The organism is Pseudoxanthomonas sacheonensis (genome assembly GCF_010093305.1).
GTDB classification, from domain to species: Bacteria; Pseudomonadota; Gammaproteobacteria; order Xanthomonadales; family Xanthomonadaceae; genus Pseudoxanthomonas_A; species Pseudoxanthomonas_A sacheonensis.
Genome location: NZ_PDWS01000008.1, coordinates 43611 through 60143 on the forward strand (window position 1 = coordinate 43611; position 16533 = coordinate 60143).

17 protein-coding genes are annotated in these 16533 nt (G+C 65.2%); 8 read left to right on the forward strand and 9 right to left on the reverse strand.

Annotated features, from left to right (window positions below):
- The first annotated feature begins 125 nt into the window (after positions 1 to 125).
- From CSC73_RS08795 to CSC73_RS08815, 5 genes are all read left to right on the forward strand, one after another.
- The gene (locus tag CSC73_RS08795) at positions 126 to 527 is read left to right on the forward strand and encodes a hypothetical protein (RefSeq protein ID WP_163840068.1); all 402 of its coding nucleotides are present in this window, start codon (positions 126 to 128) and stop codon (positions 525 to 527) included.
- A 198-nt stretch (positions 528 to 725) separates the two neighbouring features.
- Positions 726 to 1124, forward strand: coding sequence for an EF-hand domain-containing protein (locus CSC73_RS08800; RefSeq protein ID WP_163840069.1), 399 nt, complete (start codon positions 726 to 728; stop codon positions 1122 to 1124).
- Positions 1125 to 1290: 166 nt separating this feature from the next.
- Positions 1291 to 1608, forward strand: coding sequence for a hypothetical protein (locus CSC73_RS08805; protein ID WP_163840070.1), 318 nt, complete (start codon positions 1291 to 1293; stop codon positions 1606 to 1608).
- Between the two features lie 123 nt (positions 1609 to 1731).
- Positions 1732 to 2460 carry an HAD family hydrolase gene (locus CSC73_RS08810; protein WP_163840071.1) on the forward strand — a complete coding sequence of 243 codons (729 nt, stop codon included), beginning with the start codon at positions 1732 to 1734 and terminating at the stop codon, positions 2458 to 2460.
- Positions 2461 to 2506: 46 nt separating this feature from the next.
- Positions 2507 to 2965, forward strand: a complete 459-nt coding sequence (locus tag CSC73_RS08815; protein WP_246197449.1) for a hypothetical protein — start codon at positions 2507 to 2509, stop codon at positions 2963 to 2965.
- Between the two features lie 19 nt (positions 2966 to 2984).
- Here the strand turns inward: CSC73_RS08815 and CSC73_RS08820 are convergent, their stop codons facing one another.
- From CSC73_RS08820 to CSC73_RS08860, 9 genes are all read right to left on the reverse strand, one after another.
- Entirely contained in the window at positions 2985 to 4109 is a 1125-nt protein-coding gene (locus CSC73_RS08820; protein WP_163840072.1) for a cupin domain-containing protein, read from the reverse strand.
- 121 nt (positions 4110 to 4230) lie between these two features.
- Entirely contained in the window at positions 4231 to 4989 is a 759-nt protein-coding gene (kduD, locus tag CSC73_RS08825; RefSeq protein ID WP_163840073.1) for a 2-dehydro-3-deoxy-D-gluconate 5-dehydrogenase KduD, read from the reverse strand.
- Between the two features lie 40 nt (positions 4990 to 5029).
- On the reverse strand, positions 5030 to 5878 hold the full coding sequence (kduI, locus tag CSC73_RS08830; RefSeq protein ID WP_163840074.1) for a 5-dehydro-4-deoxy-D-glucuronate isomerase: 849 nt from the start codon (positions 5876 to 5878) through the stop codon (positions 5030 to 5032).
- Between the two features lie 255 nt (positions 5879 to 6133).
- Positions 6134 to 7189 carry a LacI family DNA-binding transcriptional regulator gene (locus tag CSC73_RS08835; RefSeq protein ID WP_163840075.1) on the reverse strand — a complete coding sequence of 352 codons (1056 nt, stop codon included), beginning with the start codon at positions 7187 to 7189 and terminating at the stop codon, positions 6134 to 6136.
- A gap of 50 nt (positions 7190 to 7239) precedes the next feature.
- Positions 7240 to 8856, reverse strand: a complete 1617-nt coding sequence (locus CSC73_RS08840) for a family 43 glycosylhydrolase (RefSeq protein WP_425502298.1) — start codon at positions 8854 to 8856, stop codon at positions 7240 to 7242.
- Positions 8829 to 10112 (reverse strand): TRAP transporter large permease, encoded by a 1284-nt coding sequence (locus tag CSC73_RS08845; RefSeq protein ID WP_163840077.1) that lies wholly within the window; start codon positions 10110 to 10112, stop codon positions 8829 to 8831. The genes CSC73_RS08840 and CSC73_RS08845 overlap by 28 nt, the downstream gene beginning before the upstream one ends.
- Positions 10112 to 10627, reverse strand: coding sequence for a TRAP transporter small permease (locus CSC73_RS08850; RefSeq protein ID WP_163840078.1), 516 nt, complete (start codon positions 10625 to 10627; stop codon positions 10112 to 10114). The genes CSC73_RS08845 and CSC73_RS08850 overlap by 1 nt, the downstream gene beginning before the upstream one ends.
- Before the next feature lie 47 nt (positions 10628 to 10674).
- Entirely contained in the window at positions 10675 to 11676 is a 1002-nt protein-coding gene (locus CSC73_RS08855; RefSeq protein ID WP_163840079.1) for a TRAP transporter substrate-binding protein, read from the reverse strand.
- On the reverse strand, positions 11673 to 12512 hold the full coding sequence (locus tag CSC73_RS08860; protein WP_163840154.1) for a 2-keto-4-pentenoate hydratase: 840 nt from the start codon (positions 12510 to 12512) through the stop codon (positions 11673 to 11675). The genes CSC73_RS08855 and CSC73_RS08860 overlap by 4 nt, the downstream gene beginning before the upstream one ends.
- A gap of 171 nt (positions 12513 to 12683) precedes the next feature.
- On the opposite strand from CSC73_RS08860, the gene CSC73_RS08865 reads away from it, so the two are divergent.
- From CSC73_RS08865 to CSC73_RS08875, 3 genes are read left to right on the forward strand one after another with little or no spacing between them, the layout of a single operon-like run.
- A complete protein-coding gene (locus CSC73_RS08865; protein ID WP_163840080.1) occupies positions 12684 to 14027 on the forward strand; it encodes a pectate lyase family protein in 1344 nt (447 codons plus the stop codon).
- Between the two features lie 5 nt (positions 14028 to 14032).
- Entirely contained in the window at positions 14033 to 15616 is a 1584-nt protein-coding gene (locus CSC73_RS08870; RefSeq protein ID WP_163840081.1) for a carboxylesterase/lipase family protein, read from the forward strand.
- A gap of 19 nt (positions 15617 to 15635) precedes the next feature.
- Positions 15636 to 16511 (forward strand): rhamnogalacturonan acetylesterase, encoded by an 876-nt coding sequence (locus CSC73_RS08875; protein ID WP_163840082.1) that lies wholly within the window; start codon positions 15636 to 15638, stop codon positions 16509 to 16511.
- Positions 16512 to 16533: the final 22 nt, after the last annotated feature.

Sequence of the window (16533 nt, forward strand, 5' to 3'; positions counted from 1 at the left end):
GCACGCTTGCACAAGCAGGCCTGCACAAGCAGGTCCGCAGCTGCGTTAGAGTGGGACTTCCTCTTTGGGCTTAGCGTGCGCACGGCCATGGCCAATGCTTCTTCGAACCTTGTGCGCCGCCGCCCATGAACCTGCCGCTGCATCTCGGATTCCTGGGCGCGTTGGAGGCGGGTCTGATCGCTTTTCTGGTCGGAATACTCTCCTATGGCCTGTGGCGTTGGCTGATGCTGCGAGCGGGCGCGAGCATAGGCCACGCGATCGGCTGGGCCTGCGTGACCGCGGCGGTAGTGGCGGGAGGCATCGACGCGTGGAATCTCTTCTATCTGGGCATGATGAAGCTGGAGTCGCCTCTGTACGCGCGCCTGGCGCTGCAAGGTATCCACGATGCCGAGTCGTTGGGCGCACGCGTGATCTGCGAAGTGGCTGGCGTGCTGGCTGGCGTGGCGGTCGGTTGGCAATTGTTCAGCGGCGGATTTCGTGAAAAAAACGTTTCAAAACAAGACGAAAGTCGCGATAAGCCGGATTGAAATCACAGTGTCGTCACAAACAGAACGCCGGACTTACTCCCCATTCACGGTTCGCTAACGAAGTGGGTAATCGCTTCTGCGGCCCTTGTGGTTAACGCAGTGTGCAGCGGCGAATCAGCCTGCCTATTCGATTCAGCAGCGCATGTGCATGGTGTGGCCGTGCGACGAATACGCACCCATACCTACGGAGTAACGACGATGAAAAACACCAACCGCAAGCCCATGCTTGGTTTGATCGCTCTTTCCGCCGCTCTGGCGATGCCGATGGCCTATGCGCAGTCGCAGGCGGAAGAAGCCGCGCAGCCGCAGACCGAGCAGCCGACTCCCACCGAATCGGCAACCCCGACCGACAGCGCGCAGGGCGCGGCCACCCAGCCGACCGAGCAGGCTACCGGTGCCGCATCGAGCGGCAAGCAAGGCTGGAACGACGTGGACGCCGACAAAGATGGCGCCATCAGCAAGCAGGAGGCCTCTTCCAATGCCGGTCTTTCGCAGATCTTCGATAAAGCCGACGCCGATACCGACGGCAAGCTGACGCCGGACGAGTACAAGGCGTTCGTGAGCAAGAACTACGGCGAGCCGAAGGCCGACAAGTAATCGATTAATCGATCAACAATCAGCAGTCGCTTGAACCGGTGCCCCTGCACCGGACTCTGGGAGGGGGCGGCGCGAGCCGCCCCTTCTCGTTTTGAATTCGCTCGTTTTTGGATCTGGGAAAGCGGCTGCCTCCGCACCGTCTCCCGCAAATAATGAGGAAAAAGCCATGAGTACCGAAAATCCCAAGACCGCCGGCCTCCCGCTGCGTACCGCATTGCTGCTGGCGCTGGCATTGCCGGGCGCCCTGCTGGTTTCCGGCTGCAACAAGCCCGCCGAGCCGGCGCCCGGCGAAACCGCGACGCCGGCGCCCGCCGAAACGCCGCCACCGGCCACTGATACGCCGCCGCCTACGGATACGGCGCCCGCACCGGCTACGGATCCTGCCAGCACGCCGCCGGCGGATCCGAACGCGCCTCCTGCAGCGGAACCGTCGACCCCGCCCGCGCCGGCCGACAGCGACAGCGCGCCGAAGTCCGGCAACTGACCGTGGCAACTGACCGGCGATCAGCCTGTGCGTGCGCAGGCAACAGCCAGAGGAGGGCGGCCGATCGGCCGCCCTCCGTTTTATGGGCACTGGTATCCTTCGCCACGGACGATGGAGTAGCCGATGGCGCAGGCAATCGAGTGGGTGGGATTCGACGGCGACGACACGCTGTGGAAGAGCGAGGACTACTACCGTGCCGCGGAATTGGCCTTCGAGGAAATCATAGGCCAGTACATCGATCTCACCGATGCGCGCAGCCTGCATCATCTGCTGGAAGTGGAGCGCCGCAACCTGCGCATATTCGGCTACGGCGTAAAGGGCATGACCCTGTCGATGATCGAGTCGGCCGTGCAACTGACCGGCGAGCGCATCAGTGCGCGCGACATCCACCGCGTGATCGAGATCGGCCGCGCCACCCTGCAGCATCCGGTTGAACTCATCGACGGTATCCGCGAGGCGGTGGAATCCATCGCCTCGCGGTACGAGATCGTACTGATCACCAAGGGCGACCTGTTCCACCAGGAGGCCAAGATCGAAGAGTCGGGCCTGGCTGATTTGTTCCACCGCATCGAAGTGGTGTCCGAAAAGGACGCCAAGACTTACGCGCGCGTGCTCCGCGAGCTAGACGTGCCCGCCGCCGGGTTCGCGATGATCGGAAATTCCCTCCGTTCCGATATCGAACCCGTGGTCGCGCTCGGGGGCTGGGGCATCCACGTGCCGTACCACATCACCTGGGCGCATGAGGCCGAGCATGCGATCGCCGAAGACGAGCCGCGCATGCTACGGGTCGAAACCGCGCGCGACCTGCCCGATGCGTTGTCGCGCCTGTCGGCTGCGGCAGTCCGGGCCTGATCCGGCCATGCCGACGTTTTCCGGGCCGCTGCGGCACAATCGATCCATGGCCCGCTTCCTGTCCCGCCTGCTGCTGACCGCTGCGCTGCTTCTGGGCCACAGCGCGCAGACACTGGCGCAGTCCGACGAACCCGCTTACCAGCCCCGCACCGGCGATGCATGGATAGACCGGCATCTGGCCGACATCAACCGCTACGCCGCACGTTATCCGCGGAGTTTCGCCGATGAGGTCGCGCGGTATTACTCGGTGCCGCGCGACTACGTGGAAGCCATGCAGCAGCAGCCGGCATGGACGCCCGGGGACATCTTCATGGCCTGCGCGCTGGCGCAGCGTATTGCGCAGCCTTGCCGTTCGGTGGTGCGCGAATGGTCCCGCGATCACACCGAAGGGTGGTCAGGCGTGGCGACGCGGCTGCAGGCCAAACCGGGCAGCGCCCCTTACCGCGAACTGCGCAAGGACATCGAACGGACCTACGCGCGCTGGGCGCGCCCGCTGGCGAAGTAACCGCACGCCGCATCCGGCGCTATCGGGCGCCTTTCTTGCGATAGGTGATCAGCAACACCAGGTCCTCATCGCCGGTCTGGCGAATGGTGTGGGTGCTGCCGGGCCGGGTCAGCATGGCGTTGCCGGGACCTACGGTGTGTTCCTTGCCGTCCAGCGTGTAGACGCCGGTTCCGCTGACCACGTAGTAGATCTCGTCATGGTCGTGCTGGTGCAGGCCGATACCGGCGCCGCGGTGCAGGGCACGCTTGCGGAACTCGAACGACATCTCCGGCGCGTCCTTGAAGAAGGGATACGCCGTGGTTTCGCCGGAGCCGCCATGCGGCCCGGGTTGTACGACCGCGATATCGCGGTCGTGCGCGACCAGGGAGGGATGCGCTTGCGAGGCGCGGTCGGCCAGCGCGGTCGGGCGCGCGCCGCAGTCGGTGTCGCGCACCAGGTGCGGCTTCAAGGAAGGATCGAGTTTTTCCCAGCTCCCTGCCACCAGGCACGCCACGGCGAAGGCGCCCCGGCGTTGGAAGTGGGTATCGTCGGTCTGGCCTTGTTCCGGCACATGCATGTAGAAGGCCTTGGAGGGTTCGTCGCCCAGGGCGCGCAGCCAGTCCATGCTGGCGGCGTGCAGGTCGATCAAGCCGATCCGCTCGCGCGCGGCCAGATCGCGCATGGCCTGCGGATAGAGCCCGTGCGTGTCCAGCAACTGGCCGTGATCGAACTTCCGCCGCGCCACCGGAGTGATGAGGATCGGCGTGGCGCCGCGTTCGCGGGCCAGCGCCACATAACGCATCAGCCATTGCGGGTAGGCCTGCAACGGCTCGTTGTAGCGCGCGGGATCTTCGATCTTCTCGTCGTTGTGGCCGAACTGGATCAGCAGCACATCGCCCTTGCGCAGATCCTTGGCGATGCCGTCCAGCCAGCCCTGGTCGATGAAACTGCGCGAACTGCGTCCGCTCTGCGCGTGGTTGCGTACTTCCCAGGTTTCGTCCAGATACGTTTGCAGTACCTGTCCCCAGCCGGTGCGCGGCGCGCGCTCCGGGCCGTATTCGCTGGCGGTGGAGTCGCCGGCGATGAAGACGCGGTGGATCGGCGAGCCTGCGGAAGCGGAAATCGCCGCCGTCATGCAGGCCAGGAACAATAGCCACCTCGACATATCGATTCGCCTCCAGATTTGAATCAGGATGTGAGCCGGGCGTGGGAGCGGCCTCCGGCCGCGAGCTCTTCCGGTGGCGGATCCAAAAAGCTCGCGGCCGGAGGCCGCTCCCACGAGTTCGCTAGCGGGCCAGCCAGCCGCCATCGACGGGAATCACCGCGCCGTTGACGTAATCCGAAGCGCGCGAAGCCAGGAACACGGCGGTGCCGCCCAGATCCGCCGGCTCGCCCCAGCGGCTGGCCGGAATGCGGTCCAATATCGCCTTGCTGCGCTCGGCATCGGCACGCAGCTGCGCGGTGTTGTCGGTGGCCATGTAGCCGGGCGCGATGGCGTTGATGTTGACGCCTTTGGCGGCCCATTCGTTGGCCAGCAAGCGGGTGATGCCGGCGATGCCGGATTTGCTGGCGGTATACGAGGGCACGCGGATGCCGCCCTGGAACGACAGCATGGAAGCGATGTTGATGATCTTGCCGCTGCCCTGGGCGATGAAATGCTTGCCCGCGGCCTGCGACATGAAGAAGGCGCCCTTGATGTTGACGTTCATCACGTCGTCCCAATCCTTTTCGCTGAACTCCACCGCGTCGGCGCGGCGGATCAGGCCGGCGTTGTTGACCAGGATGTGCAGGCCGCCAAGGCCGTTTATGGTTTCGGCGACGATACGTTCGACCGGCTCGATGCTGCTGAGGTTGGCTTCGATGTTGAGGAAGCGGCGGCCCAGCGCCTTCACTTTTTCCTCGGTCTCGGTGGCGGCCACGATACCGGCGCCGGCGATGTCGGCGCCCGCTTCGGCCAGAGCCAGCGCGATGCCTTGACCGAGGCCCGTGTTGGCACCGGTGACCAGCGCGACCTTTCCTTCCAGACTGAATGCGTTGCTTGCCATGTGCTTCCCTCGTTGAGTGCTTGTCGGCGTGGTGACGGCGTTACTTGAGCTGGCAGATGTCGAGTACGTTCATGTCGGTGTAGTCCAGGTTTTCGCCGCCCATCGCCCAGATGAAGCAGTAGTTGCTGGTGCCCGAACCCATATGGATGGACCACGGCGGCGATACCACCGCTTCGCCGTCGGCGACCACGATGTGGCGCTGCGCGTCCGGTTCGCCCATGAAGTGGTAGACGCGGTCGTTGTCGCCCAGGTCGAAGTAGAAATAAACCTCGCTGCGACGGTCGTGCAGATGCGGAGGCATGGTGTTCCAGACACTGCCGGTCTTGAGCACGGTCAGGCCCAGCAGCAACTGCGAGGACTGGCAGGTGGCCGGCACGATGTACTGGTAGATGGTGCGTTCGTTGCTGGTTTCCAGCGAGCCGCGTTCCAGCGAAACCGCGTTGGCGATGGCCAGCGGCTTGGTCTCGAAGCGCGCGTGCGCCGGCGTGGAAGTAAGGTAATAACGTGCGGGGTTGGCGGCGTCGTCGGAAGCGAAGGACACGTCCGCGCTGCCCATGGCCACGTACAGGCCGTCTTTCGGTCCCAGCGTGTATGCCGTGCCGTCCACGGTGACCTTGCCCGTGCCCGCGCCGACATTGATCACGCCCAGTTCGCGGCGCTCCAGGAACGGTTTGCCTGCGGCCGAAGCCGGTTCGGTCTGCCGAGGCAGATCGACGGCTTTGGAAACGGGCGCGGCGCCGCCGATCACGAAGCGCTCGTTGTGCGAGTAGTTGAGCTGCACCGTGTCGGCCACGAACAGGCCGCTGATCAGGTAGCGGTCGCGCAGCTGGTCGTTGCTGGCGCCGTCCATCATGTCGGGGTGGGTGGCGTGGTAGGTCTTGCAGTACATGGTCGGCTCCGGGCGTGAGGGCGGCAGGAGCTGCGCGCCGGCAGGGAAGGCTGGATTCTAATAGGTTTGGTAACCGGTGTCATTTCGCATTGCGGCAGAGGTTTTGCGGGCGGAAGTCGGCATGGCTGTTGCTCTTGTTTTGCCCTTTTGGAAAGCGCTACGGGGGATTTGTTCTTGGTGCGAAGAGCAAATCCCCCTCGATCCCCCTTTTTCAAAGGGGGAGGTAGAAGGCGCCGCTAACGCTACTGCTTGGATTCACTCCGGCGGTTGGCAGGAATCGCGGATCACAAGGTGCGGGCGCACGCTGGCGGCGGACAGGGTGGAGGTGGCGTCCGGCTGCACCAGCATGGAAGCGGCCAGGCGCCCCGTATCGCGCGTAGGGCGGCGCACGGAGGTCAGCGAGGGCCACAGGCGCGAGGCCAGCGGGCTGTCGTCGAAGCCCACCACCGACAGCTGCTGCGGGATATTGATGCCCGAGCGCATGGCGACCTTGTACACGCCGGCGGCCATTTCGTCGTTGCCGGTGAAGATCGCGGTGGGGCGCTGCTTGCCGGCCAGCAGTTTTTCGGCGGCCGAGACGCCCGATTCGAAGGTGTAGCCGGCCTCCACTACCCGCGCTTTCGGCAGTTCCATGCCGTAACGGCCCAATCCTTCCACGAAGCCGGCGGTGCGCTCCAGCGCGGAGCGGTAGTTGCTGGGACCGGTGATCAGCGCGATATCGCGATGGCCCAGCATATGAAGGTAATCGGCCGCTTCGGCGGCGCCGTCGCGGTCGTGGGTCACCACCATACGCGACATCTCGTCCATCGCCACCGGCGCGATGCGCACGTAACGGCAGCCTATTTCCAGCAGCATGTCGGCCAGCGCCTGGTCTTCGGAAACGCGCGGCACCAGCATGACCCCATGCAGTTTCTGCTGCTGGACGAAGCGGCGCACGCCATCGATGTAGTTGGGATTGCGGCTGTCGCAGGGGTGCACCACCAGTTCGAAACCCGAATCGCGAATGGCGTCCAGCGCGCCGTACTGCATGTTGACGATGTACTGCGCGGTCGGATTGTCGTAGACCATGCCGATCAGGAACGACTTGCGGAAGGCGAGTCCGCGCGCCATCGGGTCGGGCGAATAGCCCACTTCGCGCATCAGCGCTTCCACCTTCTCGCGCGTGTCCTTACGCACCAGCGGCGAGTGGTTGATGATGCGCGAGACGGTTTTCTTGGATACCCCCGACAGCCGCGCGATGTCGTTGATCGTCGATGCTTTGCCGGAGCCGGCTGGCTTGGCGGACGTTTCGGGCTTCTTGCGCGCAGGCATGGACGTCGCTGTCTGGGGAAAGGTTCGGGAGGATTCTAGCCCGCGCGCCGTCAGTCCAGCGCGCGGTAGCGGAAATGGCGGAAACTCACCGTACCCTCGCCCGCGGCGTACAGCGACGGCTTCAGGGCCAGGAAGCCGCCGGCGACGTTGTGGTGGTAGCCGGAGACTTCCATCTGCACCGGGTACTTGGTCCAGGCGACGCCGTCGGGGCTGCTGTGGATGGTCAGGACATGGCGGTCGTTGGTGACCCGCAGCCATAGCCGGCCGCCTTTCGCGCTGGCTGGAAGCGTCGCCGGACGTTCGGGTCCGTAGCGGTGCATGATGAAATTCTCGCCATTACTGCCCACGCCCGCGTACAGCTTGTCGTTGTAGAACAGCAGGGCGCCGCCCTGCGCGCCGGGCTCGATCTCCATTTCGACTTCGAACTGGTAAGCCAGGTCGCCGGCGATGAAGCCCAGCGGCGAACTGTCGCGCGGCGAGCTGCCTTTCCCGCGCATCTTCATGGCCCCGTCGCCGAAGGCCAGGCGTGCGTATTCGTCGGGCGCCGGTTTGAAGAACGCCCATTGCGGACCCAGCTTGCCGCTGGAGAAGTCGTCCGACAGCGGCATGCCGTGCGGACCCGATGCGGCGCCCGCGGGCTTGCGGATCGGTCGGCTCAGGTCGCCGCCCTTGGCGACGAACCAGCCGTCATCGGTCCATTCGATAGGCTCCAGCAACGCCTGTCTGCCCAGCGTCCAGAAATCGTGTTCGTAGCCGTGGTAGATCATCCACCACTGGCCTGCCACATCCTCCACCAGGGTGGCGTGGCCGCGCGACCACCAGTATTCGTCCCTGGATCTGGTACGCACTACCGGATTGTTGGGCGCGTTCTGCCACGGGCCGTGGATCGAACGCGAGCGCGCGACGATGACCATGTGCCCGGTCGGCGGACCCGCGGTGCCGCCGACCGCGGTGATCATGTAGTACCAGCCATTGTGGCGGGTGATCTTGGGGCCTTCCTGCGCGTAGCCTTCCACATCCCATGATTCGGGGTACTTCCATCCATCGTAGACGTGCTTGATTTCGCCGACGGTGCTCAGGCCGTCGTCGGCCAGCCGCACATAATCGCCGCCGCTGAGGAACAGATAGCGCTTGCCGTCTTCGCCCACGGCATGGCCGGGATCGATATGGCCGGACAGGCCGATGTCGATGGGCTCGCTCCAGGGCCCGCGGATGTCGTCGGCCCAGACCACGAAGTTGCTCCGCGTGCTGCCTTCGGTGCCGCCGCGGCGCGCGGGAAAATAGATGTAGTAGCGTCCTTCGTGCTTGACCAGGTCGGGCGCCCAGATGGATCCGACATTGGTCTTGATGCCATGCCCGATCGGCTGCCAGTTGACCAGGTCGCGCGAATGCCAGATGGGCAGGCCGGGATAGGCTTCGAAAGAGGACAGAGTGAGGTAATAGTCCTCGCCGTCGCGCAGTACCGACGGATCCGGGTGGTCGCCTGACAGCACGGGGTTGAGGAAACTGCCATTGCCCAGGTCCGCTTGGCGCTGGTTTTCGATGCCGCGCTTCCATTGCGGCTCGTTCGCTGCGGATGCCAGCGTCGGCAGGGCCAGCAGCAACAGCGCGGCCAGCAGCGCACGTAGTCTTCCCCGATTCACGACTTCAGCACCGACGGCAGCCACAGCGACAACTCCGGCACGAACGCCACCACCATCAACACGGCCAGCGCCGATAGCCAGAACGGCCAGATGGTGCGCAGGCATTCGCCGATGCTGATCTTGCCGATGGCGGTGCCGACGAAAAGCACCGAGCCCAGCGGCGGAGTGATCAGGCTGATGCCGCCCTTCAGAATCAGGATCACGCCGAAGTGGATGGGGTCGATGCCGATGGCCTTGGCCAGCGGCAGGAAGATCGGCGTGCAGATGATGATCATCGGCGCCAGATCCATGAACGTGCCCAGCACCAGCAGGATCAGGATCATCAGCAGCAGCATGAGGTTCTTGTCGGTGGTCAGGCCGGTAAGCAATTCCACCGCTGCCGAAGGCACCTGCAGGTAGGCCAGCAGCCAGCCGAAGGCGGCGGCCGAGGCGATCACCAGCAGGATCATGCCGGTGGTGCGTGCGGCATGAGCCATGGTGCCGATGAAGTCCTGCCAAGTCAGATTGCGGTAGATCACAGCCGTGACGAACAACGCATAGACCACCGCGATAGCCGCGCTTTCCACCGCAGTGAAGATGCCGGCCTTGATGCCGACGAAGATCAGCGCCACCAGCAACAAGCCGGGCAGGGCGGAAACGAAGCGGCGCAGGACCACGCCGAAGCCCGGGAAAAGCTCGACCACGTAGCCGCGGCGTTTGGCGATGACGTAGGTGGCGCCCATCAGGGTGATGGTCATCAGCAGCGCCGGGAAGATGCCCGCCGCGAACAGGTCGGCGATGGAGATGCTGCCGCCGGCCGAAGCCGAATACAGGATCAGGTTGTGCGAGGGCGGCACCAGCAACGCGACCAGCGCCGCGGTCATGGTCACATTGACCGCGAAATCGCGGTCGAAACCACGTTTGACCATCTGCGGGATCATCGCCCCGCCCACTGCCGATACGTCGGCGATGGCCGAACCGGAAACGCCGCCGAAGAACAGCGAAGACAGTACGCTGACCTGCCCCAGGCCGCCGCGCACATGGCCGACCAGGGAAGAGGCCAGTCCTATCAAGCGTTCCGATATGCCGCCGCGCAGCATGATTTCGCCGGCGAATATGAAAAGCGGTATCGCCAGCAGCGATGCGGAGGCCGCGCCAGTAGCGGTCTGTTGCGCCACCACTATCGCCGGCAGTCCAAGGTAGACGAGCGTCGCCAGCGAAGCGGTGAACAGGGAGAACGCCACCGGCACTCCCATGATCAGCAGTCCCAGGAAAACGAAGAAAAGGATTGCGATAGCCATTATTCGCTCCGTTCCGCGATGGTCGTGCTCGCGAACAGCGTGCCCGCGAACAGATGGTGGAGGGAGAACACTGCGATCAACACGCCGCCCAGGCACAGCGGCAGATAGAACGTACCTTCGGGAATGCGCGCACCGGCCATGGGTACTTCCCAACTGTCGGCGGTGAGTACCGCCCCCCACCAGGCCAGCAGCGCGCCTACGGTCGCGATCACCAGGTGGCTGAAGCCGCGCATCGCACGCGCCACGCGCGGCGGCGCGGCATCGCGCGCGATGAAGAAGCCGAAATGCGATTCCGCACGCACGCCGACCGCCGCGCCGAACATCATCGCGGTGTTGAGCAGCAGCAGCGCCACCGGCTCGGTCCAGTCCGGGGAGGCATTCAGTACGTAACGCGCGAATACCTGCCACGCCTGTACCGCCGCCATGCTGACCAGCGCCAACCCGGCTATCCAGGTGGTTATGCGCGCAAGCTTGTCCAGCCAGCCCGAAAGGGAATTCGTTTTTGTGTCGTTCATCGGCTCTCCCGGCGATGCAGGCGGTGTTTCGAAAGTTTTCTACGCAGTCACGCCGAGGCGCGCACGTATTCGTAGAGGCGCGCCAGCTGGGGTTCGCGCAAGTATTCGCGGGTGATGCCGTCAGTGGCGGCGCGCATGGCTTCGCGGTCCACGGCATTGACCTTGACGCCGCCGGCGATGATCGCTTCGCGCGCCTTGTTCTCCGAACTGTCCCACAAGCCGCGCGCGTACGGCACCGAAGCCGCCGCCGCTTCGCGGATCAGGTCGCGGTCCTTGGGCGCCATCCGCTCGTAGGCGGTGCGCGACATCAGCAGTACGTCGGGCGTGAAGGTGTGCTGGGACTCGGACCAGTAATGCGCCGCTTCGAACTGCCGACTCGAATGGAAGCTCTTGATGTTGTTCTCGGCGCCATCGATCAGATGCGTCTGCAGTGCAGAGAAAACTTCGCCATACGGCAATGGAGTCGCATTGGCGCCCAGTGCGTGGATAAGACGCACGAATATCTCCGACACCGGTACGCGCAGCTTGAGGCCGCGCAGATCGTCGGGGGTATGGATCGGCCGCTTGGTGTTGTAGATGCTGCGCGAGCCCGAATCGTAGAAGGCCAGCCCCACCAGATCGCGGCGCTCGAAACTGCCCAGCAACGATTTTCCCAGCGCGCCGTCCAGCGTGCGCCGCAGGTGCGGCGTCGAGTCGATCAGGAACGGCAGCGACAGGATGCGGGTGGCGGGCACGGAGTCGTTCATCGTGGCCAGGTACACGCGCGTCAGCGCCAGCGCGTTGAAGCGCACCAGGTCGACGGTGACCGTTTCCCGGCCCAGTTGTCCGGAATGGTAGACCAGCGTATTCAAGCGTCCATCGGTCCGCTCGCTCAGGTAGCGGCCGATCCAGCGCACCGCTTCCACGGTCGGATAGCCGTCCACATGGACGTCCGCCGCGCGCAGCAACTGCTGCGAAGCGCTGGCGGCGCTGGCCGGCTTGCTGCCCGCCGTCAACGCGGCGATACCGGCGCCAATGCCGGTGGCCAGGAACCTGCGGCGATCGATCATGCCTGCCGGCCCCTGGTCTCATTCGCATCGGCAGGCCCGGCTGCGTGCGCGCGACAGGCGATATCGCCGAAGCCGGCGAAGCTGATGCGCGCCGACTGTCCCACGGCGATGTCGTGGATGCCGGTCGCATTGCCGGTGGCGATAAGGTCGCCGGCTTTGAGCGGGCGGCCGCGTTTGGCCGAACGCGACAACGCGAACGCGTACGCCGCCCGCAATCCGCCGGGCAGAGTGGTTGCGCCGCCGCTACCCACCAGACGCTCTTCGATGAAGGTATGGCAAGTGAGTTCGGCTTCGGGTATCGCCAGCCATCCAGGAATCTCCCGCCCCAGGATCAGTCCATTGTTGTTGCCGAAATCGGAAACGACCACACGCGGCCCCAGAATATTGATGGTCGCCAGAGGACTGCTGGCGATTTCGACGCCGATATGCAGCGTGGCGGGCAGGGCAGCGGCTTCCGCAGGCGTCCAGTCGGTTTTGTCGCCCGGCGCATCCGCCTGCAGACGCAATACGTACTCTGCCTCGACCGCTGCAAAGCCGCCAGCGAACACCGGAAACCCTACATTGCCACCGGTAGCATCCAGAAGTCCCGCCGAGAAGATGGGACCCAGCAGGCGGTCGTCGCCGGAGCTGTCGCGCCGTTCGGCGGCGATGAAGCCGACTTTCCAGCCGACCACACGGTCCGGCCAGAGCGCAATCGCCAGATCCTGCACTTGATAGGCAGTAACCAGGTCGGCAGGGATGCTGCCGGGGAAATCGGGCAATGACGCCCCCCGTGCCCGCGCTTCGACGAAGCTGCCGGCGATTTTCGCCAGATCCTGAGATCCGGGTGTCTCCATAACGCTGTCGCCGGTAGTCAAGCGGCCTCTCCCAATGGTCTTGTTTTGTTGCACTGCCGATGGACAGCAGGGTCGGTGGCTTGTATATGGTAAACCGGTGTCATTTACAATACGCACCGCCGCAAAGCCGAACGGCGCGCGATAACCTGTCCACTCCTGGGAGGGAGCCGAATGAAGTCCACCCGCGCCATCCGCTTGGCTTTGTGCCGCCCCTTGGCCGTCGCCGCGATCGCCATTTCCCTGCTTACGCCGCTCGCCGCCGCCGCCGATGCGCCGCTGGCCTTCCCTGGCGCCCAGGGTTGGGCGGCGCAAGCCACCGGCGGCCGGGGCGGCAAGATCCTCCGCGTCACCACGCTGTCCGGCGACGGCCCCGGCTCGTTCGCAGAAGCGGTCAACAGCAAAGGGCCGCGCATCGTGGTGTTCGAAGTGGGCGGCGTCATCGACCTGGGCGCCAAGACCCTGCGCATCGTCGAACCGGACCTGACCATTGCCGGCCAGACCGCGCCTTCGCCCGGCATCACCTTGATCCGCGGCGGCATCGACATAGCCGCCAGCAACGTCATCGTGCGCCACATCCGCGTGCGTCCCGGCTCCACCGGCGCGGCGCGCATGGCCGGCCTGGATTTCGACGCCATCTCCACGGTGGGCGCGCACGACGTGATCGTCGACCATTGCACGCTGACCTGGGCCACCGACGAAAACCTGTCTGCCTCAGGCAAGCGCTTCGCCGGCAACGATCCGGAAGAAAACGCCGCGGCGACTTCGCATCGCATCACCTTCAGCAACAACATCATCGCCGAAGGCCTGGCCCATTCCACCCACGCCAAAGGCGAGCACTCCAAGGGTTCGCTGATCCACGACCATGTGCGCGACATCCTCATCGTCGGCAACCTGTACGCGCACAACTACGAACGCAATCCGCTGTTCAAGGGCGGCGTGCGCGGGCAGGTGATCAACAACCTGATCTACAACCCCGGCCAGCGCGCGGCGCATTACAACCTGATCGCCGAAGAATGGCAGGGGCACGATTACGAAACCGGGCAGATGGTGCTGCGCGGAAACGTGATGCGCGCCGGGCCTTCCACCCAGGATCTGGCGTTCTTCATGATCGGCGGTTCAGGCGATATCGATCTGTTCGCCCAGGACAACCTGCTGGTCGACCGTGTGGGCCGGCACAGGATCGACGCCGAGGGCAGTTACACCAGCGCACCGGTCAAGGTGAATGCGCTCAAGCGCGCGCCGGAGCTGCCGTTCGGCGTGAACGTGCTGGCTTCGGCGCAGGTGCAGGACGCGGTGATCGCCAACGCGGGCGCGCGGCCCTGGGATCGCGACGATGTCGATCGTCGCATCGTGGCCGACACCATCGAAGGACGCGGCGCCATCATCGACAACGAAAGCGAAGTGGGCGGCTATCCCAAGCAGAAAGAAACCCGCCAGGCCTTCGTCGAAGCCGATTGGGATCTGGGCACGATGGAACCGCTGAAACCGCTGCAACGGCGCGAACCGCTGAAGTAAACCGTATGGACGCGGATCGAAGGGCCTTTCTGCAGCAGGCCGCGTTGATCGGCGCAGCGGCAAGCGTGCCGCTGTCGCTGGCCGTGGCAGGGGAAGCGGCAACGCTGGCCAGAACGCGCGGCGGTCGTATCGCCGGCTATCGCGATCATGGCGTGCATGTATTCAAGGGCATTCCCTACGGCGCGGATACCGCGCCGCGACGGTTCAGGCCCGCGTTGCAGGAATCCGCCTGGCGCGGACCGCGCGATGCTACGCAGCATGGCGCGAGCGCGCCGCAGAACGGCAGTGACGGCCCCGGCAGCGAGGATTGCCTGTTCCTCAACATCTGCACGCCGGGCCTGCGCGATGGCGGCGGGCGGCCGATCCTGTTCTACATCCATGGCGGCGGCTACAACAACGGTTCGGGCAGCAGTCCGCTGTATGACGGCGTGAATCTGTGCCGTCGCGGCGATGTGGTGGTGGTCACGGTCAATCATCGCCTCAATGCCTTCGGGTATCTGTATCTGGCCGAACTCGCAGGGCCGGAGTACGCGCATTCCGGCAACGTCGGCCAGCTGGATCTGGTGCAGGCATTGCAGTGGGTGCGACGACACGCGGCCGAATTCGGCGGCGATGCCGGCAATGTCACCGTGTTCGGCCAGTCCGGCGGCGGCGCCAAGATCGCCACGCTGATGGCGATGCCGGCGGCGCAGGGGCTGTTCCATCGCGCCATGACCATGAGCGGTCAGCAGGTCACGGCCGCCGGCCCGCGTGCGGCTACGCAGCGGGCGCGCTTGCTGCTGGATGCGCTTGGAATCGGTGCCGATGTCGCCAGCATTGCGACCCTGCCCACGCAACGCATATTGGAAGCGAGCAAGCTGCGCGATCCTTCGCGCGTCGAGGACTCCAGCCTGTACCTGGGACCGGTGCTCGATTCGCGCACTCTGCGACGCCATCCGTTCTATCCCGACGCGCCCGCGCAATCGGCGCGCATCCCGATGATCATCGGCAACACCCATGACGAGACGCGCGCCTTCCTGGGCGGCGATGCGGACAATTTCTCGCTGACCTGGGGGCGATTGCCGAAGAAGCTGCAGGAACAGCAGTACGTCGATCTGTCGCCCGAAGTGGTCATCGCCGAATATCGGCGTCTGTATCCGGATTATTCGCCTTCGGACGTGTTCTTCGCTGCGACCACGGCCGGCCGTTCCTGGCGCGGTGCCATCATCGAAGCCGAAGCGCGCGCCAGGCAGGGCGCACCGACCTGGGCCTACCAGCTCGATTGGGGTTCGCCGTTGGACGGCGGCAAGTACGGGGCCATGCATACGCTGGATATTCCGCTGGTGTTCGACAACGTCGCCCAGCCCGGGTCGCGTACCGGCACGGGCGCCGATGCGCAGCGAGTGGCCGATCAGATGAGCGACGCGCTATTGGCGCTCGCGCGCCATGGCGACCCCAACCATGTCGGCATTCCGCATTGGGCGCCCTATTCCCTGCAGCGGCGCCAGACCCTGCTGTTCGATCTGCCGTCGCGCCTTGAAAACGATCCGCGCGGCGGCGAGCGCAGGCTCTACGAACGCGTGCCCTTCGTTCAGCGCGGAACGATGTAGCGTCAGCCATGGAGCTTTCATGAAATTCAGGTTCGTACTTGCCGCCGCCATTGCGCTGATGCCCGTGTTGTCCGCATCGGCGCAGGAAACGGTATCGCGCCCACCGGCCAAGCCCATCCGGGCCAGCAAGATCGTGCTGGTCGGCGATTCCACCACCGCCGTGCAGGGCGGCTGGGGACCCAGTTTTTGCGCGCAGCACGCGACCTCGTTCCTGGCCTGCGTCAATCTGGCGCGCGGCGGACGCAGCAGCTACAACTACCGAGCCGAGGGCTCCTGGGAGATTGCGCTGCACGAGATGCGGAAGGGGCCCTACGAGTCCATCTACGTGCTGGTGCAGTTCGGCCACAACGATCAGCCCGGCAAGCCCGGGCGCTCCACCGACCTGGCGACGGAGTTTCCCGAAAACCTGCGCCGCTACGTGCGCGAGATCCGTGCGGCGGGCGCACAGCCCGTGCTGGTGACGCCGCTGACGCGGCGCCAGTTCGCGGGCGGGAAACTGTTGCACGACCTTGAGCCATGGGCGGAAGCCACGCGCAAGGTCGCCGTCGAACTCGATGTGCCGCTGGTGGATTTGTACGCGCGCAGCCAAGCCTTGGTGCAGGGCATGGGGCCGGTGTTGGCGATGCGCACCGCGCAGCGGCCGCCTGCGCCGGAGCAGGTCAGCGCGGCGCGGAATGGCACCACGATCGGCATGCCGGCACAGCAAGGTGCGCAGCCGGGCGCGACCGCACAGGCATCTGTGCAGTCCAATGCCGCGGTCGAACCGATGGGGCAGGCCAAGCTCGCGTTCGATTACACCCATGTCGGCCCGGAAGGCGCCGATCTGTTCGCCGCCATCGTCGCCGACGAGCTCGCGCGCGCCGTGCCGTCGCTGCGTGGACAGCTGATTCCCTGAGCCCTCCGCCGCATGCCAGGAA